The sequence below is a fragment of the Brevundimonas sp. SGAir0440 genome, assembly GCF_005484585.1.
In the GTDB taxonomy this organism is placed as follows: domain Bacteria; phylum Pseudomonadota; class Alphaproteobacteria; order Caulobacterales; family Caulobacteraceae; genus Brevundimonas.
Genome location: NZ_CP039435.1, coordinates 1,936,673 through 1,959,395 on the forward strand (window position 1 = coordinate 1,936,673; position 22,723 = coordinate 1,959,395).

Annotated in this window: 26 protein-coding genes, 4 tRNA genes and 1 pseudogene; 22 read left to right on the forward strand and 9 right to left on the reverse strand. The window is 64.6% G+C overall.

All coding sequences use genetic code 11. The features are described from left to right. The first annotated feature begins 130 nt into the window (after positions 1-130). Positions 131-2,277: pseudogene (locus E7T10_RS09525) on the forward strand (sodium-translocating pyrophosphatase). Between the two features lie 79 nt (positions 2,278-2,356). Here E7T10_RS09525 and E7T10_RS09530 read toward each other — a convergent pair. Continuing rightward, on the reverse strand, positions 2,357-2,836 hold the full coding sequence (locus E7T10_RS09530; protein ID WP_017503908.1) for an outer membrane protein assembly factor BamE: 480 nt from the start codon (positions 2,834-2,836) through the stop codon (positions 2,357-2,359). Between the two features lie 91 nt (positions 2,837-2,927). Between E7T10_RS09530 and E7T10_RS09535 the strand changes: the two genes are divergently transcribed. From E7T10_RS09535 to E7T10_RS09565, 7 genes are all read left to right on the forward strand, one after another. Beyond that, positions 2,928-3,452: a ubiquinol-cytochrome C chaperone family protein gene (locus E7T10_RS09535; RefSeq protein WP_045811162.1), complete on the forward strand. Its 525-nt coding sequence runs from the start codon at positions 2,928-2,930 to the stop codon at positions 3,450-3,452. Between the two features lie 5 nt (positions 3,453-3,457). Beyond that, positions 3,458-3,976 carry a DUF177 domain-containing protein gene (locus E7T10_RS09540; protein ID WP_137721607.1) on the forward strand — a complete coding sequence of 173 codons (519 nt, stop codon included), beginning with the start codon at positions 3,458-3,460 and terminating at the stop codon, positions 3,974-3,976. A 139-nt stretch (positions 3,977-4,115) separates the two neighbouring features. Then, positions 4,116-5,159, forward strand: a complete 1,044-nt coding sequence (gene plsX, locus E7T10_RS09545) for a phosphate acyltransferase PlsX (protein ID WP_246846149.1) — start codon at positions 4,116-4,118, stop codon at positions 5,157-5,159. After that, positions 5,156-6,133, forward strand: a complete 978-nt coding sequence (locus E7T10_RS09550) for a beta-ketoacyl-ACP synthase III (protein ID WP_137721609.1) — start codon at positions 5,156-5,158, stop codon at positions 6,131-6,133. Before plsX ends, E7T10_RS09550 begins: the two co-directional genes overlap by 4 nt. 77 nt (positions 6,134-6,210) lie before the next feature. Continuing rightward, a complete protein-coding gene (locus tag E7T10_RS09555) occupies positions 6,211-6,519 on the forward strand; it encodes an integration host factor subunit alpha (RefSeq protein ID WP_137721610.1) in 309 nt (102 codons plus the stop codon). Between the two features lie 5 nt (positions 6,520-6,524). Continuing rightward, positions 6,525-6,932, forward strand: coding sequence for a MerR family transcriptional regulator (locus tag E7T10_RS09560; RefSeq protein ID WP_137721611.1), 408 nt, complete (start codon positions 6,525-6,527; stop codon positions 6,930-6,932). Positions 6,933-6,991: 59 nt separating this feature from the next. Further along, positions 6,992-7,068, forward strand: a tRNA-Pro gene (locus E7T10_RS09565). Positions 7,069-7,145: 77 nt separating this feature from the next. Here E7T10_RS09565 and E7T10_RS09570 read toward each other — a convergent pair. Then, a complete protein-coding gene (locus E7T10_RS09570) occupies positions 7,146-7,340 on the reverse strand; it encodes a DUF2842 domain-containing protein (protein WP_045811727.1) in 195 nt (64 codons plus the stop codon). Further along, the gene (locus E7T10_RS09575) at positions 7,340-7,591 is read right to left on the reverse strand and encodes a hypothetical protein (RefSeq protein ID WP_017503900.1); all 252 of its coding nucleotides are present in this window, start codon (positions 7,589-7,591) and stop codon (positions 7,340-7,342) included. The genes E7T10_RS09570 and E7T10_RS09575 overlap by 1 nt, the downstream gene beginning before the upstream one ends. A 134-nt stretch (positions 7,592-7,725) precedes the next feature. On the opposite strand from E7T10_RS09575, the gene E7T10_RS09580 reads away from it, so the two are divergent. Beyond that, positions 7,726-8,826, forward strand: coding sequence for a COX15/CtaA family protein (locus tag E7T10_RS09580; RefSeq protein ID WP_137721612.1), 1,101 nt, complete (start codon positions 7,726-7,728; stop codon positions 8,824-8,826). Here the strand turns inward: E7T10_RS09580 and E7T10_RS09585 are convergent. Further along, positions 8,795-10,180, reverse strand: coding sequence for an alkaline phosphatase PhoX (locus E7T10_RS09585; protein WP_137721613.1), 1,386 nt, complete (start codon positions 10,178-10,180; stop codon positions 8,795-8,797). The two genes, E7T10_RS09580 and E7T10_RS09585, sit on opposite strands and share 32 nt — an antisense overlap. 262 nt (positions 10,181-10,442) lie before the next feature. Here E7T10_RS09585 and rplM point away from each other — a divergent pair, with 262 nt between their 5' ends. From rplM to msrB, 4 genes are all read left to right on the forward strand, one after another. Further along, complete coding sequence (rplM, locus tag E7T10_RS09590; protein WP_017503897.1) at positions 10,443-10,919, forward strand: 50S ribosomal protein L13; 477 nt, start codon at positions 10,443-10,445, stop codon at positions 10,917-10,919. 2 nt (positions 10,920-10,921) lie between these two features. Beyond that, the gene (rpsI, locus tag E7T10_RS09595) at positions 10,922-11,416 is read left to right on the forward strand and encodes a 30S ribosomal protein S9 (RefSeq protein ID WP_137721614.1); all 495 of its coding nucleotides are present in this window, start codon (positions 10,922-10,924) and stop codon (positions 11,414-11,416) included. Positions 11,417-11,517: 101 nt separating this feature from the next. After that, positions 11,518-12,468 carry an N-acetyl-gamma-glutamyl-phosphate reductase gene (gene argC / locus E7T10_RS09600; protein WP_137721615.1) on the forward strand — a complete coding sequence of 317 codons (951 nt, stop codon included), beginning with the start codon at positions 11,518-11,520 and terminating at the stop codon, positions 12,466-12,468. A 39-nt stretch (positions 12,469-12,507) separates the two neighbouring features. After that, a complete protein-coding gene (gene msrB, locus E7T10_RS09605) occupies positions 12,508-13,011 on the forward strand; it encodes a peptide-methionine (R)-S-oxide reductase MsrB (RefSeq protein ID WP_137721616.1) in 504 nt (167 codons plus the stop codon). Here msrB and E7T10_RS09610 read toward each other — a convergent pair. Beyond that, positions 13,008-13,385, reverse strand: a complete 378-nt coding sequence (locus E7T10_RS09610; protein ID WP_045811722.1) for a hypothetical protein — start codon at positions 13,383-13,385, stop codon at positions 13,008-13,010. The genes msrB and E7T10_RS09610 overlap by 4 nt on opposite strands. Next, positions 13,382-15,322 carry a class I poly(R)-hydroxyalkanoic acid synthase gene (gene phaC, locus E7T10_RS09615; protein ID WP_137721617.1) on the reverse strand — a complete coding sequence of 647 codons (1,941 nt, stop codon included), beginning with the start codon at positions 15,320-15,322 and terminating at the stop codon, positions 13,382-13,384. Before phaC ends, E7T10_RS09610 begins: the two co-directional genes overlap by 4 nt. A gap of 108 nt (positions 15,323-15,430) precedes the next feature. Between phaC and E7T10_RS09620 the strand changes: the two genes are divergently transcribed. The 9 genes from E7T10_RS09620 to E7T10_RS09660 all read left to right on the forward strand — a co-directional run bounded on the left by E7T10_RS09620 (position 15,431) and on the right by E7T10_RS09660 (position 20,693). Next, the gene (locus E7T10_RS09620) at positions 15,431-15,856 is read left to right on the forward strand and encodes a hypothetical protein (RefSeq protein ID WP_197071091.1); all 426 of its coding nucleotides are present in this window, start codon (positions 15,431-15,433) and stop codon (positions 15,854-15,856) included. Between the two features lie 39 nt (positions 15,857-15,895). After that, positions 15,896-17,707 carry a single-stranded-DNA-specific exonuclease RecJ gene (gene recJ, locus E7T10_RS09625; RefSeq protein WP_137721618.1) on the forward strand — a complete coding sequence of 604 codons (1,812 nt, stop codon included), beginning with the start codon at positions 15,896-15,898 and terminating at the stop codon, positions 17,705-17,707. A gap of 78 nt (positions 17,708-17,785) precedes the next feature. After that, a tRNA-Glu gene (locus E7T10_RS09630) sits at positions 17,786-17,860 on the forward strand. A 207-nt stretch (positions 17,861-18,067) separates the two neighbouring features. Further along, positions 18,068-18,607 carry a cold-shock protein gene (locus tag E7T10_RS09635; protein WP_137721619.1) on the forward strand — a complete coding sequence of 180 codons (540 nt, stop codon included), beginning with the start codon at positions 18,068-18,070 and terminating at the stop codon, positions 18,605-18,607. 21 nt (positions 18,608-18,628) lie between these two features. Beyond that, positions 18,629-19,108 carry a DUF192 domain-containing protein gene (locus E7T10_RS09640; protein ID WP_168189918.1) on the forward strand — a complete coding sequence of 160 codons (480 nt, stop codon included), beginning with the start codon at positions 18,629-18,631 and terminating at the stop codon, positions 19,106-19,108. A gap of 45 nt (positions 19,109-19,153) precedes the next feature. Next, a tRNA-Pro gene (locus tag E7T10_RS09645) sits at positions 19,154-19,230 on the forward strand. A 77-nt stretch (positions 19,231-19,307) separates the two neighbouring features. After that, positions 19,308-19,613, forward strand: a complete 306-nt coding sequence (locus E7T10_RS09650) for an ETC complex I subunit (RefSeq protein ID WP_039245189.1) — start codon at positions 19,308-19,310, stop codon at positions 19,611-19,613. A gap of 19 nt (positions 19,614-19,632) precedes the next feature. Beyond that, positions 19,633-19,709, forward strand: a tRNA-Arg gene (locus tag E7T10_RS09655). A 27-nt stretch (positions 19,710-19,736) separates the two neighbouring features. Beyond that, a complete protein-coding gene (locus E7T10_RS09660; RefSeq protein ID WP_137721621.1) occupies positions 19,737-20,693 on the forward strand; it encodes a rhodanese-related sulfurtransferase in 957 nt (318 codons plus the stop codon). 7 nt (positions 20,694-20,700) lie between these two features. Here E7T10_RS09660 and E7T10_RS09665 read toward each other — a convergent pair whose 3' ends face one another. From E7T10_RS09665 to E7T10_RS09675, 3 genes are read right to left on the reverse strand one after another with little or no spacing between them, the layout of a single operon-like run. After that, positions 20,701-21,507: a DUF1295 domain-containing protein gene (locus tag E7T10_RS09665; protein ID WP_246845978.1), complete on the reverse strand. Its 807-nt coding sequence runs from the start codon at positions 21,505-21,507 to the stop codon at positions 20,701-20,703. Next, complete coding sequence (locus E7T10_RS09670) at positions 21,504-22,142, reverse strand: ChrR family anti-sigma-E factor (RefSeq protein ID WP_137721622.1); 639 nt, start codon at positions 22,140-22,142, stop codon at positions 21,504-21,506. Before E7T10_RS09670 ends, E7T10_RS09665 begins: the two co-directional genes overlap by 4 nt. Next, positions 22,139-22,699, reverse strand: coding sequence for a sigma-70 family RNA polymerase sigma factor (locus E7T10_RS09675; protein ID WP_246845979.1), 561 nt, complete (start codon positions 22,697-22,699; stop codon positions 22,139-22,141). Before E7T10_RS09675 ends, E7T10_RS09670 begins: the two co-directional genes overlap by 4 nt. Positions 22,700-22,723: the final 24 nt, after the last annotated feature.

Genomic DNA, 22,723 nt, shown 5'->3' on the forward strand with positions numbered 1-22,723 from the left:
TCCCTTTGCAAATCCCAAAGAACGCACTGACGCGTTCGCCGCGTGCGGGGGGACCGGAAGGCGGACAGAGGCGATAACGCCCGACCGCGCCAAGGCCTGCGCGCCTGTTTGCAAGGGCATGGAAACGCCAATGACGAACTCACTTACGCTGGTCTTCGCGGCCGGTGTGCTGGCGGTGCTGTATGGCGCTGCTCAGACCGCCGTGCTGATGAAGGCGAGCACCGGCAACGACAAGATGCGAGAGATCGCCGCCGCGATCCAGGAAGGCGCCTCGGCCTATCTGAAGCGGCAATATCTGACCATCGGCATCGTCGGGATCGTGATCCTGATCGCCGCCTACTTCCTGATCGGCGCTTACGCCGCCGTCGGCTTTCTGATCGGCGCCGTCCTGTCCGGCGCGGTCGGATACGCCGGGATGCTGATCTCGGTGCGGGCCAATGTGCGCACGGCGCAGGCGGCGTCCGAAAGCCTGTCCAAGGGGTTGAACCTGGCGTTCCGCTCGGGCGCCATCACGGGCATGTTCGTGGCGGGCGGCGCTCTGATCGGGGTGTCAGGCTACTACATCGTGCTGACCCAGCATCTGGGCTTGGCTTCGACGGGCCGCGAAGTGATCGACGGGCTGGTGGCGCTGGGCTTCGGCGCCTCGCTGATCTCGATCTTCGCGCGCCTGGGCGGCGGCATCTTCACCAAGGGCGCCGACGTCGGCGGCGACATGGTGGGCAAGGTCGAGGCGGGTATTCCCGAGGACGATCCTCGTAACGCCGCCACCATCGCCGACAATGTGGGCGACAACGTCGGCGACTGCGCCGGCATGGCGGCCGACCTGTTCGAGACCTATGCCGTGACCACCGTTGCGACCATGGTGCTGGCCGCGATCTTCTTCAGGGGGCAGCCTTATGTGGATCTGATGATGGTGCTGCCGTTGGCGATCTGCGCGGTTTGCATCGTGACCTCCATCGTCGGCAGCTTCTTCGTGCGGTTGGGCAAGTCCAACAACATCATGGGCGCCCTCTATCAGGGACTGATCGTCACCGGCGTTCTGTCCATCGGCGCGGTCTGGTGGGTGATCGACCAGATGGTGACGGGGCCGATCGTGACGGCCAGCGGTCTGGAAATCCAGCCGATGGCGCTGTTCTGGTCCGGTATGGTCGGCTTGGCCGTGACGGCGGCGATTGTGGTCGTGACCGAATACTATACCGGATCGGGCTTCCGTCCGGTGCGATCGGTCGCCAACGCCTCTGTGTCCGGGCACGGCACCAATGTCATTCAGGGCCTGGCCGTCTCGCTGGAGGCGACGGCGCTTCCGGCGCTGACGATCATCGTCGGCATCGTGGCCAGCTTCCAGCTGGCCGGCCTGTTCGGCATCGCCATCGCCACCACGACCATGCTGGGCGTGGCGGGAATGATCGTGGCGCTGGACGCCTTTGGACCCGTGACCGACAACGCCGGCGGCATCGCCGAGATGGCGGGTCTGCCCAGCGATGTGCGGCATTCGACGGATGCGCTGGACGCCGTGGGCAACACGACCAAGGCCGTGACCAAGGGCTACGCCATCGGTTCGGCGGGTCTCGGCGCGCTGGTGCTGTTCGCCGCCTATACGTCGGACCTGCAGTATTTCTCGGCCAACCCGGCGGACTACCCCTTCTTCGCGGGGATGGGGGAGATCGCCTTTGATCTGACCAATCCCTACGTCGTCGTCGGGCTGCTGTTCGGGGGCTGCTGCCTTTCCTCTTCGGCGGGATGTCGATGATGGCGGTGGGACGCGCCGCCGAATCAGTCGTCGCGGAAGTGCGGCGCCAGTTCCGCGAGAACCCCGGCATCATGACCTATCAGGTAAAGCCGGAATACGGCCGGGCGGTCGACATCCTGACGAAGGCGGCGATCCGCGAGATGATCGTGCCGTCTCTGTTGCCAGTGCTGTCGCCGATCGTCCTGTTCGTCGCGGTGCTGGGCATTTCGGACAAGGCGAACGCCTTTGCCGCTCTCGGCGCCATGCTGATGGGTGTGATCGTCACCGGCCTGTTCGTCGCCATTTCCATGACGTCGGGCGGCGGCGCGTGGGATAACGCCAAGAAGGTGATCGAGGAAGGTTTCACCGACAAGAACGGCGTCGTCCACGGCAAGGGTTCGGAGGCCCACAAGGCGGCCGTGACCGGCGATACGGTGGGCGATCCCTACAAGGACACGTCGGGTCCGGCGGTGAACCCGATGATCAAGATCACCAACATCGTCGCCTTGCTGCTGCTGGCGGTGCTGGCGAGCGGGACCATCGGCTAGGCTGAAACATACAGCCCTTACGACAACGCCCCGGAGAGCGATCTCCGGGGCGTCTTTGCTTTTGGGGCGATGAGCCGCCTTAGTCGGGGCGGCGCTGGCCGGGGGTGTCGTCCTCGGTGCGGGGCAGTTGGCCACGGCCGACGTTGCCCAGCAGTTGTTCCAGAACGGTCAGCTCGCGACCGCGCGTCGGCGTCTCGTTGCGGTTCATGGCGATCTGCTCGCCGTCCGTCAGGCCGAGAGTCCGCACCGACGCCACCTGATCGCCCTGCGGGACGAAGGTGATCTCGGTCACCGTGCGGGTCGAAACCTTGGGCAGGTTGTATGTATATTTCTCAGTCGTCTGGCTGATGTAATACCAGACCTGATCAGGCTCGAACGTCGAGGTGGTCGAAGGCGAACCCAGCTTGGCGAGGACGGTTTCCTTGGTGTCCGTGCCGGCGACCACGTCTTGCGGCTTGGCGTCGATGGCCTGGAAGCCGTTGGAGCCGATGGTCGGGGCGCAGGCGGCGGACAGGCCGGCCAGCGAAACAGCGACGAAAAGCGGGACGAAACGGGACATGGTCGGGCGCCTGCGAGAGAACAAGGTCTTTGACCTAGACGGACCTGCGTCCTAGTTCAACGGCGCGGCGGAAAAGGGGCCGTTGGAACCCATGCTGAAAAACCTGTTCAAACCCCGATCCGGCGTCCGTCTCGGCGACGATCTCTACGCCAAGGCCGTCAGCCAGGCCCGCAATCCGGCCTTCTACACGCGCCTGGCGGTCGACGACCGCATCGACGCGCGATTCGAACTCTACACGCTGCATGTGCTGTTGCTGGTGCTGCGGCTACGCGATGAAAACACGGCTCAGGGCCAAGATGCGGCTCAGGCGGTCTTCGACGTCTATGTCTCGGCGCTGGATCACGTCTTGCGGGAGGAAGGCGTGGGCGACGTCGCCGTCGGCAAGAAGATGCGTAAACTGGGAGAGGCCCTGTATGGCCGGATGAACGCCTATGAGCAGCCGCTGCGCGCCGGCGATGCGACGGTTCTGGCCGAGGCGATGGCGAAGAATGTCTACGCGGATCCGCAAGCGCCCCATGCGGACACATTGGCGCGTTATGCGCTGACGACACGCGCAGCCCTGGCGGCGCAGGATTTCAACAAGGTGCTGGCGACGCCAGCATGGGCGGAAGTTTGAAAGAGATGAGCGCGACGCTCCCCTACAGCGAAACGGTGCGGGTCAATCAGATCGGCGCGGGCCTGAGCCGCCGGCTTGAACCGGATGCGGAGACCCGCAAGCGAATCGCCCGTAGCCTGGATCTTCAGGGGCTGGATGATTTCGCCGTCGATCTGGAGATCAAGCCGACGCCGTCGACCAGCGAATGGACGATGAAGGGCAGGGTGACCGCGCATGCGGTGCAGACTTGCGGCCTGACCCTGGAACCCTTGCCGGTCGATGTGGATCGTCGCTTTTCCATTCAGCTTGTCGAAGCCAAGCCCGAAGAAACCGACGAGATCGAAGTCACCCTGGATGAAGAAGACGCCGACGTGATCGAGGACGGCAAGATCGACCTGGGCCAATATGCGGTCGAGCAGTTGGTGCTGTCGCTTGATCCGTTCCCGCGCAAGCCCGGCGCGGAGTTCGTGCAACCTGAGGAGCCGACGGAGATTTCACCGTTTGCGGCCCTGAAGGCGCTCAAGGCCAAAGACGATCAAGGCTGAGGTTGACGTAGGGGCCGGGTGGTTGCATCCCCCGGCTTCGGCGCTATCGTCCAGCGCATCCTGCCAAGCGTCGCGCGACAAGACGACGCGGCCATAAGAGGTCCATTTGCCAGCCCCAGTTACGATCTCGCTTGACGCCATGGGCGGCGATCACGGGCCCTCCGTCGTCGTTCCAGGCATCCGCAGCTATATCCGCACCCACGACGGCGAGGGGGTTCGCTTCCTGCTGCATGGCGACGAGGCCAAGATCGCGCCGGAACTGGCGCGTTGCGGGCTGGCGGCGGACATCTGCGAGATCCGTCACACCGACAAGGTCGTGGCCATGGACGAAAAGCCGGCCCAGGCCATGCGGCGCGGCAAGGGTTCCAGCCTGTGGAACGCCATCGAGGCGGTGAAGACGGGTCAGGCCGGCGGCGTCGTCTCGGCCGGCAATACCGGCGCCCTGATGGCGATCTCGAAACTGATTCTGCGGATGTCTGCGCCCGGGCTTGAGCGTCCGGCCATCGTCGCCAGCTGGCCCACCTTCAAGGGCCACACGGCGGTTCTGGACGTCGGCGCCAACATCGGCAGCGATGCGGAGCAGCTGGTCGAATTCGCCATCATGGGCGAAGCCTTCCAGTCGGCCGTGCGCGGCGTCGCCCGCCCGACCATCGGCCTGTTGAACGTCGGTTCGGAAGACATGAAGGGCAATGAACAGGTCAAGGAGGCGCACGCCATCCTGCGCGACGGGCCGTTCGACCTGAATTATCACGGCTTCGTCGAGGGCGACGATATCGCCAAGGGCACGGTGGACGTGGTGGTGACCGACGGCTTCACCGGCAACATCGCGCTGAAAACCGCCGAAGGCACTGCGCGCTATATTTCCGCCCTGTTGAAAGAGGCTTTGACCTCCAATCTGCAATCCAAGCTGGGCGCTGTCATCGCCATGCCGGCGCTGAAGAAGATGCGCCAGAAGATCGACCCCAGCGCCATCAACGGCGGCCCTCTGTTGGGTCTGAACGGTATTGTGGTGAAGAGCCACGGCGGCGCCGACGCCAAGGGTTTCGGCAACGCCATCCGCATCGCTGTCGATCTGGCCCGCAGCGACTATATGAGCAAGGTGGGGGATAACCTGGGCAAGCTGGACGCGGTGTTCGACCATGCCGCCAAGCCCGCCGCAGCCGTGGGAGAACCCCTCCAGTGACCGTCACCCGCAGCGCCGTGACCGGCGTCGGCTCCTATTTGCCGGACGAGATCGTCACCAACGCCGACCTGGCCAAGTTCGTCGACACATCCGACGAATGGATTCAGGAGCGCACAGGCATCAAGCAACGTCATAAGGCGCGCGACGACCAGCCGACCAGCGATCTGGCGGTCGAGGCCGCCAGGAAGGCGCTCGCCGACGCTGGCAAGGCGGCGTCCGACGTCGATCTGATTATCGTGGCCACCACCACGCCCGACATGACCTTCCCGGCGGTCGCGTCGATCGTCCAGGCCAAGCTGGGTGCGGGCGTCGGCATCGCCTTCGATGTTCAAGCCGTCTGCTCCGGTTTCGTCTATGCGCTCAGCGTCGCCGACGGATTCGTGGCGCGCGGTCTGTCGAAATGCGCCCTTGTAATCGGGGCCGAGGAGATGACGCGGCTGATGGACTGGACCGACCGGACCACCTGCGTCCTGTTCGGCGACGGGGCCGGCGCCGTGGTGCTGGAACCGCGCGAAGGGCAGGGGACATCGGATGACCAAGGCATGCTGGGCTTCGCCTTGCGCGCCGACGGATCAAAGACCGATCTGCTCTATGTCGATGGCGGCCCGGCGACCACGGGGACCGTTGGCCATCTGCGCATGGCCGGAAACCAGGTCTTCCGCCATGCCGTCGTGAACATCGCAGAAGGCATCACCGCCGCCTGCGCCGCCGCTGACATCCAGATCGCGGATGTCGATTGGTTCGTGCCGCACCAGGCCAACCAGCGAATCATCAAGGGCGTCGGCGACCGGCTAGGTCTGGACGAGAACAAGGTGATCTCGACCGTCGCCACCCACGCCAACACCTCGGCCGCCTCGATCCCGCTGGCGCTGGACGCTGCGATCCAGGATGGGCGGATCAAGAAGGGCGATATGGTGCTGCTTGAGGCCATGGGCGGCGGCCTGACCTGGGGCGCCTGCGCGCTTCGGCTCTAATCGACATCGAGGCATTGATTTTTCGGGGGCTTTGCGCCCCTATGGATGCGAGCGGATCGCATGACAGCGGGGATACGATGGCAGGCCAACAGACCGTGACGCGCGCCGACTTGTGCGAAGCCGTGCATAAAGAGGTCGGCCTGTCGCGTCAGGAATGCTCCAGCCTGGTTGAGCGCACCCTGGAACTGATCGTCGAATCGCTCGAGCGCGGCGAGACGGTGAAACTGTCCGGCTTCGGCGTCTTCCAGGTGCGTGAGAAGCGCGCACGGATGGGCCGCAATCCCAAGACGGGCGAACCGGCGGCGATCAACCCGCGCCGGGTCATCAGCTTCCGCGCCTCACAGATCATGAAAAGCCGGGTTCACGACGCCGTCGTCGAGGCCTGATCGCGGTGGCCAAGAGCGCCGACGCCTTCCGAACCATTTCCGAAGCGGCCGAAGAGGTCGGAGCGCCGCAGCATGTCTTGCGGTTCTGGGAAACGAAGTTCGATTTCGTCACGCCGGTCAAACGAGCCGGCGGTCGGCGCTTCTATCGGCCTCAGGACATCACGGTGCTGAAGGCGGTCAAACGCCTGCTGCACGACGATGGGCTGACGATTCGCGGCGTCCAGCGTCTGCACAAGGAACAGGGGCTGAAAAAGCTGATCGGGGCGGAGGCCGCTGCACTGATCGACGACGGCGATGTCACGTTCGCTACGGCGACTTCCGATGTCGCGCGGGCCGAAACCTCGAAATTGCATCAGGTTCTGGCCGATCTGGAGCAGGCCAAAGCGCGTCTGGACGCCGTTCTTTCACGGTAGGTGGAAAAGTCGTTTTAGCGTTTGCGGACAGCGGTCCCCCCGTCTATAGGGAGCGCCTTCGGAGCGTGGCGCAGCCTGGTAGCGCACTTGACTGGGGGTCAAGGGGTCGCAGGTTCGAATCCTGTCGCTCCGACCATTCTTGAAAAAGAATGATGATGGTGGGGTCGTCCTCGCGGGCGGCCCCATCGCCGTATCTGGAGGCAGGTTCGGCGCTCAGCCGCGCTCGGCCCATCGCAGCAGCGGGATGAGCGGCAGGCCCCAGGCGGTCCCGCCGATGCCGAAGAACAGGAAGTCGATCCACTGCGACGGCGGCAGCAGTCCGCGCAGGGCGATCAGGCCCCAAACCCAGAAAACGAGAAAGAGCAGCACGCCGATCGCGGCGACGAAGCGACGCAGACGCGGCGGCATCAGCGCTTGTTCCGGAACAGGAAGAAGGCCACGAGACAGATGCCCGATCCGACGAGCGCCCACGGCACCCAGACCCAGCTGTCCATCGTGCTGACCGCGAAGACCCGCACCGCCAGAAACCATCCGCAGGCCAGGCCGATCCCGGACACAAGGCTTGTGCCGCCAAAGCCGCGCCGGCCCGTCAGAAGGTCCGCGATCCAGGCCAGCAGCAGGCCGCCTGCGACGGCGGCGGCGATATCGGCGTATTGCAACCCTGATCTCCTGCGGCGACAGCGCCGTTAACTCAATCCGACTCGATCTTGTCGCTTGGGGCGGGCATACCGCACCGGTCGCGTCTGGTCTTCGTTCGACGCGACACCATATCCGGGTCAGTGTCAGGCGTCGAATGAACCGTTTCGGAAATCCAGATCGTAACCGCGCCGTCGCCGTGTGGCTCTTCACTACGGCCGCCGTCGTCTTCCTGATGGTCGTGATCGGCGGCATCACTCGCCTGACGGGCTCTGGCCTGTCGATCACGGAGTGGAAGCCCATCATGGGCGCCATTCCGCCTCTTAACGACGCGCAGTGGGCCGAGGCCTTCGAGAAATATAAGCAGATCCCGCAGTACGCGCAGGTCAACGCCGGCATGAGCCTGGGGGAGTTTCAGGGCATCTTCTGGTGGGAATGGCTGCACCGGCTGATCGGGCGTCTGGTGGGTATGGTGTTCGCCCTGCCGCTGATCGTCTTCCTGCTGTGCCGATTGGCGCCGGCCCGGTCGGTATTCCACCAGTGGGCGATGCCCAATCGTCTGATCTGGCGCTGTGTCCTGCTCCTGGCCTTGGGCGGTCTTCAGGGGCTGATCGGATGGTGGATGGTGTCCAGCGGCCTGTCCGAGCGGGTTAGCGTGGCGCCCGAGCGTCTGGCGACGCACCTGGGCCTGGCGTTCGTGCTGTTCGCCGCCCTGATCTGGACGGGGCTGGAGGCCTGGAACGGCGAGGATCACGGCCGCCCGCCGTCGGGTTGGGCGAAGGGCGCCGGCCTGCTGCTGGGCGCGGTCTTCCTGCAATGTCTGCTGGGCGCCCTGGTGGCGGGCGGTCATGCGGGGCTGGTCTATACCGACTGGCCGCTGATGAACGGCGCCGTTCTGCCGCCGGCCGACTGGAGCCTGGGTGCGGTCGCCTTCCTGCATGATCAGGCGCTGACGCAGTTCAATCACCGACTGGTCGCCTATGGTCTGCTGATCGCCGTCAGCGTCTATGCCTTCCAGGCCTGGCGCTGGCGCGTGGCGGAGGGAATGGGCTTCGGCGCCTTCGCGCTTGCGGGTGTGATCTGGTTTCAAGCTCTGCTCGGGATCGTGACCCTGGTGCACGCGGTTCCGGTGTGGCTGGGCGTGCTGCACCAGGCAGGCGCTGCGATCGTGCTGGCGACGGCCACCGTGAACCTTTGGTTGGTGCTGCGGGCTCAGCCGCGCATCTTCATGTCCGGACCGAGGACCATGGGCCTCTGATCGCCAAGGTCATGCCGGGGTACATAATGTTGACGAACAGCACCTCGCCATCCGGCGAGAAGCAGGCGCCGGCGAACTCGGAGTTGCCGGTGAAGACATTGCGGCCGATCGTATAGACCTTGCCCTCTGGCGTGACGCCTTTCAGGTGGTTGCGGACGTCCGAGGAGTAGTTGTCCTCGCACAGGATCAGGTGTCCCCAAGGCGCGACGGTGATGTTGTCGGCCATGTTCATGGTCTTAGGGTCCGTGCTTTCCACGAACAATTGCAGCCGGTCCGCCGCGCCGTTCAGACCAGGAACCAGCCGCATGACCTGACCGCGGCGGATCGGCCCGCCCGAAGTTGCGGTGAAATACAGTTCGTCATCGCCCCACCAGACGCCTTCGCCCCGCGCCACCCAGGCCGCGCCGGCCGCATGACCGCGCTTGGCCAGGTCGCCATTGGGAGATTCGACGTCGTCCAGATCGATCCATTCGATCTCCTTCCAGTCGCCGACAGCCCAGGTGCGGGCGTCCTGATTGCGGGTGTCGGCCGAGGGCGCGCCCTTCCAGGCCATCGCCTGAAGCCGGCCGCCCTCGATCAGCTTGCCGGGCGCCTTGGGAATGAAGCGATAGAAGAGGCCGGCGTTGTCGTCTTCGGTCAGATAGACGACGCCGGTGCGGGAATCGACGCAGACGGCCTCGTGATCGAACCGGCCCATGGCCTTGAGCGGCACGGGATCGACCAGGGCGGTTGCGGTCGCCGGCACTTCGAAGACCCACCCGTGGGCCTTGGTCACATCGGCGTCGGCCGGCGTCTCCAGCGTTTCCTCGCAGGTCAGCCAACTGCCCCACGGCGTCGGGCCGCCGCAGCAGTTGGTGGAGGTGCCGGCTAGCGTCAGATGTCGGCTGACCATCCGGCGGGTCGCCAGATCATAGATGATGGTGGAACAACCGCCGGGCAGGGGGCGGCCATTCTTATAGGTGTCGTAGCCCTTGGTCGCGTCCAGCAGGTCAAGCCGTTCCTCACGAAGGCCGCCGGGGCCGAGGTTGCGATGCAGGCCGCTGGAGCCTTTCAGCTCGTGATTGACGACCAGGGCGACGCGAGACCCTTCCAGCGGGAAACAGGCCATGCCGTCGGGCTGTCCGGGAGCGAACAGGCCGTCGTCCATCGTATCGCCGCTCTGGGCCACGACCTGATAGGAAAAGCCTTCGGGCAGATCGAGCAGGCGATTGGGATCGCGCTGCAGCGGGCCGTAGCCATGGACCTCGTTGACGTAGGTCTCTTCACCCGCCGTCTGAGCGACGGCATGACGCGCCAGTCCCGAGAAGGCGGCGGCTGCGCCCGTGGCGATCAGACCGCGACGATGAAGGATCATGAAGGGACTCCAAAGCTGTCGTCTTTGCGATGCCCGCCTATAATCATCCTTTGATGACGTTTTATGTTACGCCGTAACGCTGCTTAGCCTCTTCACGTCGGGTATTTTAATACCGTATTTGAAAAACTTCGTTGAAACAATGCGTTGTGGCAAATGCGATGTTGTCTAGTGCGTTGACGCGACCAATCGTCTCCTGTATCAGCGCGCCTTCATTCGGTTCCCTCGGGGGCCGGACCCGATTTTCGTCTCCAGGAACCCCCTCATGCTGAAGAGCACTACGGCTTCGTTGAAGCCGGCCGAGGTCGAGAAGAAGTGGATCCACATCGACGCCGAAGGCGTCGTGGTGGGCCGCCTTGCGACCTTCATCGCCAACCGTCTGCGCGGCAAGCACCGCGGCGACTACACTCCGCACGTCGATTGCGGCGACTATGTCGTCGTCACCAACGTCGACAAGGTAGTGTTCACTGGCAAGAAGAACACCGACAAGATCTACTATCGCCACACCGGTCACCCGGGCGGCGTCAAGTCGACCACGCCTGAGAAGGTTCTGGGCGGCCGTTTCCCCGAGCGCGTGCTTGAAAAGGCCGTCGAGCGCATGCTGCCCAAGGAAAGCCCCTTGGCCCGCAAGCAGATGACGCACCTGCGCCTGTTCGCCGGCGCCGCGCACGACCACGAAGCCCAGCAACCGGAAACGATCGACTTCAAGTCGGCGTCGCCCAAGAACACCCGGAGCGTCTGAGCATGACCGACGTGACCAACACCGAAACCGCCACCGGCTTCGACGCCCTGAAGGGCCTGAGCTCTTCGGCCGAGAACGACGCGCCCGTCTATGTCCAGAAGCTGGACGCCCAGGGCCGCGCCTATTCGACCGGCAAGCGCAAGAACGCCATCGCTCGCGTCTGGGTGAAGCCCGGCACCGGCAAGATCACCATCAACGGCAAGGACCAGGAGCAGTATTTCGCTCGCCCCGTGCTGCGCATGATGATCGCTCAGCCGCTGACCGTCTCGGACCGCGCCACGCAATATGACGTGATCTGCACCGTCGAAGGTTCGGGCCTGTCGGGCCAGGCCGGCGCCATCCGTCACGGCCTGTCGCACGCCCTGACGCACTTCGAACCGGAACTGCGCAAGGTCCTGAAGCCGCACGGCTTCCTGACCCGCGACAGCCGCGTCGTCGAGCGCAAGAAGTACGGCCGCGCCAAGGCTCGCCGCAGCTTCCAGTTCTCGAAGCGCTAATCGCGTTTACGCGGTTTGGATTTGGGGCGCTTCGGGGAGACCCGGAGCGCCCTTTTTCTTGCGCCTTTGCTCCTTAAGCGGAGAAGGGACGGGAGAGACAAATGACCCACACCATCTTCATCGACGGCGAGGCCGGCACTACGGGGCTGGAAATCCGCGAGCGGCTGGAAGCGCGCCCGGATCTGGAACTGTTGTTGCTGGGCGAGCGTCGTCGGGATGCGGACGCACGGCGTGAGGCCCTGAACGGCGCCGACGCCGTGATCCTGTGTCTGCCTGACGATGCGGCGCGGGAAGCCGTGTCCATGATCGAGAACCCGTCGGTCAAGGTGATCGACGCCTCGACCGCCTATCGGGTCGTGCCAGGCTGGGCCTATGGCTTTGCTGAAATGGATGCCGGGCAGCGTGCGTTGATCGCGCGCTCTCAGTTCGTGTCGAACCCCGGCTGCTATCCCACGGGCTTCATCGGCCTGATGCGGCCGCTGGTGAAGGCGGGTCTGGTGCCCGCCAACTATCCGGTCACGGTCAATGCGGTGTCGGGCTATTCCGGCGGCGGCAAGGCCATGATCGCCGAGTTCGAAGCCGCCCCAAAAGATGGCGGGGGCGCCACGACCGCCTATCGCGCCTATGGTCTGACGCTGAGGCACAAGCATGTGCCCGAAATGACCAAACACACAGGTCTGAGCCGAGACGTGCTGTTCACGCCGGCGGTTGGCAACTACCGCCAGGGCATGCTGGTCGAGGTTCCGCTGCATCTGACGGCTCTGCCGGAAACCCCTTCTGTCGAACGGCTGCACGGCGCCCTGGTCGAGGCCTATGACGGCCAGCGGTTCGTCGAGGTCGCCGACCTGGAGGAGACCGAGGCCATGACCGGCATCGAGCCCGAAGGCCTGAACGGCACCAACCGATTACGCTTGCATGTCTTCGGCGATCGCGATGGCGAGCAGGCGCGGCTGGTCGCCTTGCTCGACAACCTGGGCAAGGGCGCTTCGGGCGCGGCCGTGCAGAACCTGAACATCATGCTGGGCCTGGATGAGGCGACCGGCCTGATCTGAGGTCTGAAACCATTCGGCGGCATCCGTCGTATCAGGGACATGACCCAGTCCCTGATCCTGCATCGCCGGGGCCTTCTGATGAGCGCCGGCGCGCTCGCCCTGTCCGCCTGTTCGCCTGAGACATCCGAAGCCGGGGAGGGGCAATACGCAGCCTCCCCCTATCGTCGGGTGTCCGATGCGGATTGGCGACGACGCTTGGGCGAAGCGTCTTGGCGCGTGATGCGGCACGAGGGGACGGAGCGTCCCTATTCCAGCCCGTTAAATGATCAGCATGCACGCGGGACGTTCGTCTGCAAGGGCTGCGATCTGCCGCTGTTCCGATCGCAGTGGAAATTCGATTCCCACACCGGCTGGCCCAGCTTCTATGACGTCATCGCCGCCAATATCGGCAAGAAGCGTGACCTGGCCATCGGCATTCCGCGCACCGAATACCATTGCGCCCGCTGCCTGGGACACCAGGGGCATGTGTTCGATGACGGTCCGCGTCCGACGGGGCTGCGCTACTGCAACAACGGCGTGGCGCTGAAGTTCGTCTCGGCCTAGGCGCGAAGGGCGCGCACGGCTGAATCGACGGTCAGGCCGAAGATGACCGAGGCGATGATCACCAGCAGACCATAGTCGTGACCGGCGAAGAAAACGGGCGCGCAGGCCATGGCGATGACGATCAATGGAAACAGTCCGGCCCAGACCGCCGTGCCCGGCGTGCTGACGTGGATCAGCGGCTGAGCGACCGGACGTTTCATCGCGCGCGCCATTCGTTCGTTGAGCAGAACGAAGGCGGCCGCGCAGATGACGGCCGAGATCACATATTTGACCGTGTTGCCCGGTTCTCCGAACAGGCTGGCTGTCATGATCAGCAGGATCAAGGCGACGCCTGTGCTGACGGCGAGCAGGGCGTTGGGTTCGAGACGGTTCAAGACTTCACTTTCACATAGCTGCCCGGCGCCGGCTCGATGGGCTTGAGCGGGCCCATGGCCGGGTCGCGGGCGGGGATTTGCTTCCCGGATCGCGCGCCGAGCCAGGCCGACCAATGCTCCCACCAGCTGCCGGGATGTTCGATGGCTTCCGCCTGCCATTCGGCCAAGGTCGCGGGAAGGGCAGGGTTGGTCCAGTGTTGATACTTCTTTGCGGCCGGGGCGTTGATGACGCCGGCGATGTGACCCGATCCCGCCAAAGTGAAGGTCACATCCTTGCCGCCGAACAGTTTGGCGGATCGATAAACCGAGTTCATCGGCGCGATATGATCCTCGCGACTAGCCTGGAAATAGAGCGGGATCTTGACTTTCGACAGGTCCGCCGTCAGGCCGCCGATCTCGAACTGCCCCTTGGCCAGGGCATTGGCTCCATACATCTGACGTAGATAGTCGAGATGCAGGGTCTTGGGCATGCGGGTCTGATCGGCGTTCCAGAAGAGCAGGTCGAAGGCCGGCGGATCCTTGCCGAGCAGATAGTTGCTGATGAAGAAGGACCAGATCAGGTCGTTGGACCGCAGGGCGTTGAACGTTTCCGCCATAGCCGCGCCCGGCAGGACGCCGCCCGCCGCGTCCATCTGGCGCTCGATCTCGGCGATCCAGTGTTCGTCGGTGAACAGCAGCAGATCGCCGGCCTCGGCGAAATCATGTTGAGCGGCGAAGAAGGTGGCGGCGGCGATGCGCTTGTCGCCCTTGGCCGCCATGTGCGCCAGACCAGCGCCAAGCAGGGTGCCGCCGATGCAATATCCCACGGCGTTCAACTGCTTCGTGCCCGCCTGCTCCAGCGTCTTCTCGACCGCGCGATAAATGCCCTTTTCCAGATAGTCGTCGAAGCCGAAGCCGGCCTTGTCCTTGTCCGGATTGACCCAGGAACAGACGAAGACCGTGAAGCCCTGAGCCGACAGCCAGCGGATCAGCGAGTTCGCCGGCTGCAGGTCCATGATGTAGAATTTGTTGATCCAGGGCGGGAAGATCAGCAGCGGGATTTCGTGCTGGGTGTCGGTCGTAGACGCGTACTGGATCAGTTCGAACAGCTCATCGCGCCACACGACCTGGCCCGGCGCTGTGGCGACGTTCTCGCCGACGACGAACTTGCCGTAGTCAGCCTGGCTGATGCGCAGCGATCCCCCGCCACGTTCCAGATCGGCGGCGAAGTTCTGCATGCCCTTCACCAGTGATTCGCCGCTGGTCTCCGCCAAGGCCTTCAGCGCGACGGGATTGGAGGCCAGGAAGTTGGACGGTGAGAAGGCGTCCGTCAGCAGGCGGGTGAAGAACTGGGCGCGACGTTTCAGCGTCGGATCGACGTCCTCGACCCCGGCGATCAGGCCGTTCATCCAATCCGACGTCAGCAGATAGGATCGCCGCATCATGTCGAACATCGGGTTTTCGGACCAGGCCGGGTCCTTGAACCGCTTATCGCTCGGTGCAGGATCGGGCGCCTCGCCGGCCGCCTGACGCGCCGTCGATGACCAGAGCTGCATATAGCGAGTGAACAGGTCGGCCTGGGCCTGAATCATCTTGTCGGGCTGTGTGGCCAGGCTGGTCATGACTGACGTCATGGCCGGCGCGACGTTGAAAGGATCGGCGGAAAAGGCGGCCGGCCGATCGGCCTGGGTCAGCGCCGCCTCGGCGATCGCGCTCTGGGCCATCATGGCCGCCTTGGCCAGATTCATCGACAGGGTTTCGATCAATTCGGCCTGGTTGGGCGTCGCTGCGATCGCCTCGGGACTCGGTTCGGAATGGGCTTCGGCGGCGGCGTCCCGCGTTTCGGCAGGTTTCGATTTGGGCTGACGAGGTGGGCGGGGCTTGGCGGACGTCGGACGTCCGGCCTTGCGTGCGGGGCGGTCGGGGGCGTCTGTCGGCGTTCTGGGAGTCTTGGCCATGATCGTCCTTCGCGCATCCTGCGCCAGAGGGTAATTCATCCACCCTTCCGCGCACCGCGATGATGGCATAAGACCATCAAGGAAATGAACGCGTCGCACTCGAAAAAGATGATCCTGATCGCCGCAGCCGCGATCGCGACGCCACTGAGCGGCTGTGTCGGCGCATCCGCCTCCAAGACGGAGGCTGTCTCGCCGCTTGCGCCACGTATACAGGAACTGGTCGACGCCAATCGGCGCTATCCGCGCTGGGAGGACTTTCCGGCCGCGCCGACCGATCTGCCGCCGGTCACGCAGGTCGCGTCGAATGTGCAGCGTCTCCAGGGCGACAGCGCGACGCTGACCAGCGAGATCGCACGCATCGACTGGACGCTCGGCGACGCCGAGGCGCTCGCCGCCGAAACCCGCGCGGCCGTGAACGCCGTTCCGGTATCGCCCGACGCCGTCCGAACCCAGGCCGATATCGAGGCCTTTGCCCAAAGCCTGCGTGACAGGGCCAAGGCTCCGCCGCCGCTCGACCGCCGCCCGACGCGATGACCGGTCGCACGGGAGGCAGAATCCCGCGATAATGCGCTGATGGCAGACGACGGCGGCGCAAAGACTCTGAACGCATTCCTCGGCGTGTCTCGGTCCCTGTCCGGGCGCGCCTGGCGTCAACGTCCGGCCGACGCCGCCACGACGCGCGCGCACATGCAAACCCTGAACCTGGAAGAACCGCTGGCCCGGGCCTTGGCCTCGCGGGGCGTTCGCGCAGACCAGGGCCAAGATTTCCTTACCCCGACCCTGCGCGCCCTGTTTCCCGACCCGTCCAGCTTTATGGATATGGACGCAGCGGCCGATGCGATCCTGAATGCGCTTCAGGCCAAGGCGAACATTCATGTGTTCGCCGACTATGACGTGGACGGGGCGTCCAGCGCGGCGCTGCTGGTGCGTTGGTTCCGGGCGATGGGGCATACGCTTTCCATCTATGTGCCGGACCGGATGACCGAAGGGTACGGCCCCAGCGCCAGGGCCTTCGACACGCTGAAGGCCTCGGGCGCCGATCTGATCATCACGGTGGATTGCGGGGCTGCAGCGAACGAAGCTCTGGCCCATGCGGCCGCCATCGCCCTGAACGTCGTCGTGATCGATCACCACCTGATGCGCAGCGAGCCGCCGACGGCCTTGGCGGTCGTCAACCCGAACCGGCCGGGCTGCAACTCAGGTCAGGGAAATCTGGCGGCGGCAGGCGTCGTCTTCGTCCTTCTCGCGGCGCTGAACCGGGAGGGGCGGCGGCGGGGCCTGTTCGCCGAGAAGCCCGAGCCGGATATTCGTCAGTGGCTGGATCTGGCGGCCCTGGGCGCCATCTGCGACGTGACGGGTCTGACGGGCTTCAATCGCGCCCTGACCGGCCTTGGTCTAAAGGTCATGAGCGACTGGCGCAATCCGGGTCTGCGCGCGCTGTTGGCGGCGGCCGGCGCCGAACCGGGACCGGCCAAAAGCAATCATGCCGGTTTCATCCTGGGGCCGCGCATCAATGCGGGAGGACGCATCGGTCGCTCCGATCTGGGCGCGCGGTTGTTGTCGACGGATGATCCGGCCGAGGCCGAGGCCCTGGCGATCGAACTCGATGCCCTGAATCTATCGCGGCGCGACGTCGAGCGGGCCGTCACTGACGCCGCCGTTCGTCGGGTCGAGGCGACCGGCGCCCATGCCGACGAGAGCGCCGTCGTCGTGGTCGCGGGCGAGGACTGGCATCCGGGCGTCGTCGGGATCGTCGCCGGCCGTTTGCGCGAGCGCTGGCGCAAGCCGGTGATCGTCATTGGCGTCGATCCCGTCACCGGTCTCGGGAAGGGCTCGGGCCGGTCACAGCCAGGCATGAACCTGGGACGCGCGATCCAGGCGGCCTGGGAGAGCGGGATCCTGCTCGCTGGCGGCGGTCATGCCATGGCGGCAGGCCTGACGATGGACGGTGCGCGCGTGTCCGAGCTGACCGTCTTCCTGAACGAGAGACTCGCTACCGAAAGGGTCGAAGCTGTCGCACAGGACGTGCTTGAGATCGACGCCCTGATCGACCCCGCGGCGGCGACGCGCGATCTGTTCGAATCGTTCGAGCGTCTGGCCCCATTCGGCCCTGCCAACCCGGAACCCAGCTTCGCCCTAAGCGGGGTTCAAGCCCGCGAACCCGTCGCCATGAATGGCGGTCATGTGCGGTGCCGGCTGGTCGGTCCAGATGGCGCGTCGGTCAAGGCCATCGCCTGGCGCTGCGCCGATCTGCCGACGGGCCAGGCGTTGCTGTCGGGGCAGGGCGGGCTCAGCGTCGTGGGCCGGCTGAAGGCTGACGACTGGAATGGCCGCAAGGGCGTGCAGTTCGAGATCGAGGATGTCGCCGATCCTCGAATGATCTGACGACGGCTTCAAAAAACTGAAAATCCACGCTTGCACCGCCCCGAGGGCGCGGCTATATCGCCGGCTCTCCCGCGCAGCGGTCCCTTCGTCTATCGGTTAGGACGTCAGGTTTTCAACCTGAAAAGAGGGGTTCGACTCCCCTAGGGACTGCCACGCGGGCAGGACTATGGTTGAGCCTCTTAGGCTCCCTGCAAGCAGCCTAAGCTCAGATAGCAGAAGAGACTGGCGATCATTCGCCAGCGCCTGCGATCCCCCAAACGCAAGCTTCTGCACAGACGCGCATTTTCCGCTTTTCAAAATTTCGCGGAACGGTGTTAAATATAAAACGAGTCCGCTGGAGGCGCGGGCGGGGGTTTTTAAGTGTCTGACTTTAGAGAGACGGAAACGGCGCAGACCGTTCGCGTCACTGGGCGCGTGAAGTGGTTCGACGCCGTCAAGGGCTATGGGTTTATCGTCCCTGACGATCCGACCCTGACCGAAACGAGAGACGTCCTGCTGCATATCAGCAGCCTGCGCGATCTCGGCCGTAACGCGGCCGATGAAGGCGCGACCATCACCTGCGACTGCGTCAAGCGCGCCAAGGGCTGGCAGACAATCGAGATCCATGACCTGAGCGAGGGCGAAGCGACGCCGGCCATGCGTCGACCTGTGACTTCGCCGCCGCCGCGGCCGGTCGCCGAAAGTGACGAACAGCTGGAGACCGCCCTGGTCAAATGGTTCAATCGCACCAAGGGCTACGGATTCGTCGTGCGTGATCGTGAGCCGGGCGATATCTTCGTCCACATCGAAACCCTGCGTCGCTGCGGCCTGGATGATCTGATTCCTGGCGACGCGGTGCGGGTGCGATTCGCCAACGGTCCCAAAGGTCTGGTGGTGGCGGACATCAGAACGGGCGACTGATCCAGCGCCCAGGAGAGGCGTATGATCAAGGCGACGAGACGTTTTGCAATGGCCGGGCTTATCACGCTCGCGCTCGCCGGATGCGCGGCCAAGGCGCCGGTCGGCCCCAATGGCGAGCCGTTGCAGAAGCTGGCTGTGGTGACCACGTCAGGCGAGCATCAGTTCTGGGTCGAGATCGCCGACGAAGAGCCCGAACGTCAACGGGGGCTGATGTTCCGTCCACCGCTGGAGGCCGACCGCGGCATGCTGTTCCAATGGCCGGGAGAAGCCCCGCGCGAGCAAAGCTTCTGGATGCGCAACACGCCGAGTTCGCTGGACATTCTGTATATCGATCCGCAGGGCCGGATCGTCTCAATCGCTTCGCACGCCACGCCGTTCTCCGAGGCGCCGATCCCTTCCAACGGCGCCGCCAACGGCGTTCTGGAACTGCGGGCAGGGCGGGCGGCCGAAATCAACGCCAAGCCCGGCGACAAAGTTTTACATCCTTATTTCAAGCCTTGATTGCGGATCGCGTCGCGAAGTGCCAATAGAGCGCTCCGTTCGGTCCGGGGTGTAGCGCAGCCTGGTAGCGCATCTGGTTTGGGACCAGAGGGTCGGAGGTTCGAATCCTCTCGCCCCGACCAACGGAAGGCCGCTGGATCATATGTCCGGCGCGCGTTATGGCAGGGTTACAGACCCCGGCGTCACTGAGGATTTCGCCATGTTGGCTCGCATCTACCGCCCGGCCAAAACTGCGATGCAGTCGGGCAAGGCCAAGAGCCGCGACTGGCGGCTGGAATTCGAACCGGCGTCGGCGCGCACCATCGATCCGCTGATGGGCTGGACCAGCTCCACCGACATGAACGGCCAGGTTCGTCTCAGCTTCGAATCGAAGGAAGAAGCGATCGAATACGCCGAACGTCACGGCATCGCCTTCCGCTTGCACGAGCCGAACGATCCGCCGGTGATCATCAAAGCCTATGCCGACAATTTCGCCACCAACCGCAAGCAGTCCTGGACGCACTGACGCCTGACGTCTTGCCAGAGCGCCCATAGCTCAACCGGATAGAGCACCCGCCTTCTAAGCGGGATGTTGCAGGTTCGAGTCCTGCTGGGCGCGCCACCTCCGGCGCCTTCGAGGGGCTGATCCATGACCGACCATCAGACCTCGTCCGATCAAGCCGTCCGTGTCGCCGCACTCTACCGGTTCGCGCCGGTGGCCGACCCCGAAACCGTACGCCAGACGCTTCAGGCGGTCTGCGACGCTGGGCAGGTGAGAGGGACCCTACTCGTCGCGCCGGAAGGTCTGAACGGCACCATCGCCGGATCAGAGGCGGCCATCGCAGCGGTGCTGTCCGCGATCCATGCCATGCCAGGCTTCGAGACGCTGGAACTCAAATACGCCTGGACAGACGCCCTGCCTTTCCACCGGATGAAGGTGCGCGTCAAACGCGAGATCGTCACCATGGGACAGCCGGATCTGGACCCTGCGAATCAGGCGGGAGTCTACGTTGCGCCCACGGACTGGAATGCCCTGATCGCCGATCCCGAGACCTTGGTGATCGATACGCGCAACGACTATGAGGGCGAGATCGGCGCGTTCGAACGGGCCGTCCAGCCCAATACCCGCAGCTTTCGCGATTTTCCAGACTGGTTCCGCAGCGAAGGTCGCGCCCTGATCGAGCAGACCGGCGCCAAACGCGTGGCCATGTACTGCACCGGGGGCATTCGCTGTGAAAAATCGACCGCCTTCCTGAAAGCCGAGGGTGTGGAGAACGTCCACCATCTGGAGGGCGGCATCCTTCGCTATCTTGAGACAGTGGATGAGGATCAGAGCCTATGGCGTGGGTCGTGTTTCGTTTTCGACGAACGCGTCTCGGTCGGGCACGGCCTGAGCCAAGGTCCCCACACCTTGTGCCGGGGATGTCGTCTGCCAGTGGACGAGGCCGGTCGGGCTTCGCCGCACTATGTCGAAGGCGTAAGCTGCGAGCGCTGTCACGACGCCCGCGACGAGGTCCAGCGGCAGCGATATGCCGAGCGTCACAGGCAGATGGGGATGGCCCGCGAGCGCGGCGAGACGCATCTGGGATCAGCTCAGAAAGACTAAGATCGTCTCATCGCCGGGGCGGGCGAGGGAAGAAGGCGCTGGTGCGGGCTGCGTAGGCCTCGAACGCCTTGGGTCTTGATTGTCGCATATGCTCTTCCAGCAAGGGCACGCCCGACACCTTAGTCAAAAGCCAGTACATGTAGGCTGGCCCTGTCAGCGCCAGCCAACCCCAAGGCCATTCGCCGTTGATGTTGATGGCGAACACAGGCCAGGCGCACCAACTCACCCATTCGAAGAAATAGTTCGGGTGGCGTGACCAGGCCCACAGACCAACATCGCAGACACCACCCTTGTTGGCCGGGTTGCGTTTGAAGGCCGCCAGCTGGCGATCGGAAACAGCTTCACCAACCAGGGCTCCGACGAAGATCAGTGTCGCGAAGGCATCCTGGAGCGTCAGGCCCGGCGCTGGGTTGCGCGCCGCCGCCATCACGCTGAGCGCCAGGAAGGCGGCGGCTCCGGCTTGCAGCATCAGAAAGCCGAACATCTTTACCTGAAAACCGGCGCCGCAGTCCTCTCGCAGGCGCGCGTAGCGAGCGTCTTCGCGCTCCTCGTGGGCGGCGCGAACAGCGATGTGGGATCCTAGCCGCAGGCCCCAAAGGCCGATCAGAAGGGCTGCGAGATACTGGCGCAATGACGGAGCGGCGCCGTCGATCGGAAACAGCGCGACGCCGACGCCGGCTGCTCCCAGTCCGAGCGACCAGAAGGCGTCCGCCCAGCCGCCCTGACCCGTTCGTTTCTGAACCAGCCATGCTGTAGACATGACGACGACGAGAAACAGGGCGGCGACACCCCAAATGGTCGCGAAAGCCGTCACAGGCGAACGAAGGGCTGGATCAGCTTGCCGACCCACCCATCCAGCTGAATCTGACCGTCAAGCGCGACGACGCACAGGCACGGCTCGTCCGACACGACACGGGGTTGGTGCAGCACCTCCGGATCCGCCTCTTCGAAATCGCCAACGTCGAAACGCTCGGTTTCGGTCGCATAGGCTCCGGAGATGACGCAGGTCAGCTCAACGCCGCCATGCGTATGTTTTGGCGTCTCACGACCCGATTCAATCTTGAGAAGAATTACGCGGCAATCACCATCTCGCGGCGCATGGACGTCACGCACGCGCATGCCGGGCCCGACCCAGCGCCATGGACCCAGCGCATAGCGCCGCAGCGGCTCGGGCAGCTCGGGCATGTCGTTCAGGGGCGCGCTGTGATTGGCTTTGCCGGCATCCGTCTCGATCCGCGCCATCGCCAAGGCGAGTGCATCATTGGACAAGGGGGAGGGGTGGGTCTCGTCCAGAAACTCCCCGCCCACGGCCTGCAGTTCTCGCACCCAGGCGTCATTGGCCGGTCGCATCGCCAGATGCGCCGCCATCACCACAGCCTCGGGCGGGCTAAGCGTGCCGGCCGCATAGGCCAGCAAACGTTCTTCGGAGGGATTGCGCAGAGGTTTCATCGCGCAGCCTCCTCATACGGCGCGAGGATCAGACGAAGCTTGGTCATGGCGTTACGAATACGAGATTTGACGGTGCCGAGCGGCAGGCCGAGGTGTTTGGCGATCTCGGAATGAGAGTTGTCCATGAAGAAGGCCAAACGCAGGACCTCGACGTGGTCAGCGCTGAGCCGGGCCAGAGCGTCGCGCACGCGATCCGCGTCTTGCGACATCGACAGCAGTTCATCCGGCCGGCGAACATCATCCCCCGCCAGCTCGATTTCGGGCGTCGGCAAGGGACGCGCGTCACGACGAAGCATGTCCAGCCGACGGTTGCGAGCGATGGTGAAAATCCACGTGGCAGCGCGCGCCTTGGACGAATCAAACAGATCGGCTTTGCGCCACACGGTCAGCATGGCGTCCTGCGCGAAGTCCTCGGCCGCGCCAGGCGTCGCGCCCGACTTGATCAGCCAGGCCTTCAACCGCGGTGCGAAGTAGGCGAAGAGCGCAGCGAACGCGTCACGATCGCGCTTCAGGGCGATCTGTTCGATCAGCCGATCGTGCAGCAGCGGATCAGGCAAGCTGTCGAGCGCCTTCACGCGGTT

Coding starts and splice junctions, on each gene's coding strand:
- E7T10_RS09530 (WP_017503908.1), bottom strand. CDS start 2,836: ATGTCCCGTTTCGTCCCGCTTTTCGTCGCTGTTTCGCTGGCCGGCCTG.
- E7T10_RS09535 (WP_045811162.1), top strand. CDS start 2,928: ATGCTGAAAAACCTGTTCAAACCCCGATCCGGCGTCCGTCTCGGCGAC.
- E7T10_RS09540 (WP_137721607.1), top strand. CDS start 3,458: ATGAGCGCGACGCTCCCCTACAGCGAAACGGTGCGGGTCAATCAGATC.
- plsX (WP_246846149.1), top strand. CDS start 4,116: ATGGGCGGCGATCACGGGCCCTCCGTCGTCGTTCCAGGCATCCGCAGC.
- E7T10_RS09555 (WP_137721610.1), top strand. CDS start 6,211: ATGGCAGGCCAACAGACCGTGACGCGCGCCGACTTGTGCGAAGCCGTG.
- E7T10_RS09570 (WP_045811727.1), bottom strand. CDS start 7,340: ATGCCGCCGCGTCTGCGTCGCTTCGTCGCCGCGATCGGCGTGCTGCTC.
- E7T10_RS09580 (WP_137721612.1), top strand. CDS start 7,726: ATGAACCGTTTCGGAAATCCAGATCGTAACCGCGCCGTCGCCGTGTGG.
- E7T10_RS09585 (WP_137721613.1), bottom strand. CDS start 10,180: ATGATCCTTCATCGTCGCGGTCTGATCGCCACGGGCGCAGCCGCCGCC.
- rplM (WP_017503897.1), top strand. CDS start 10,443: ATGCTGAAGAGCACTACGGCTTCGTTGAAGCCGGCCGAGGTCGAGAAG.
- rpsI (WP_137721614.1), top strand. CDS start 10,922: ATGACCGACGTGACCAACACCGAAACCGCCACCGGCTTCGACGCCCTG.
- argC (WP_137721615.1), top strand. CDS start 11,518: ATGACCCACACCATCTTCATCGACGGCGAGGCCGGCACTACGGGGCTG.
- msrB (WP_137721616.1), top strand. CDS start 12,508: ATGACCCAGTCCCTGATCCTGCATCGCCGGGGCCTTCTGATGAGCGCC.
- phaC (WP_137721617.1), bottom strand. CDS start 15,322: ATGGCCAAGACTCCCAGAACGCCGACAGACGCCCCCGACCGCCCCGCA.
- E7T10_RS09620 (WP_197071091.1), top strand. CDS start 15,431: ATGATCCTGATCGCCGCAGCCGCGATCGCGACGCCACTGAGCGGCTGT.
- recJ (WP_137721618.1), top strand. CDS start 15,896: ATGGCAGACGACGGCGGCGCAAAGACTCTGAACGCATTCCTCGGCGTG.
- E7T10_RS09640 (WP_168189918.1), top strand. CDS start 18,629: ATGATCAAGGCGACGAGACGTTTTGCAATGGCCGGGCTTATCACGCTC.
- E7T10_RS09650 (WP_039245189.1), top strand. CDS start 19,308: ATGTTGGCTCGCATCTACCGCCCGGCCAAAACTGCGATGCAGTCGGGC.
- E7T10_RS09660 (WP_137721621.1), top strand. CDS start 19,737: ATGACCGACCATCAGACCTCGTCCGATCAAGCCGTCCGTGTCGCCGCA.
- E7T10_RS09670 (WP_137721622.1), bottom strand. CDS start 22,142: ATGAAACCTCTGCGCAATCCCTCCGAAGAACGTTTGCTGGCCTATGCG.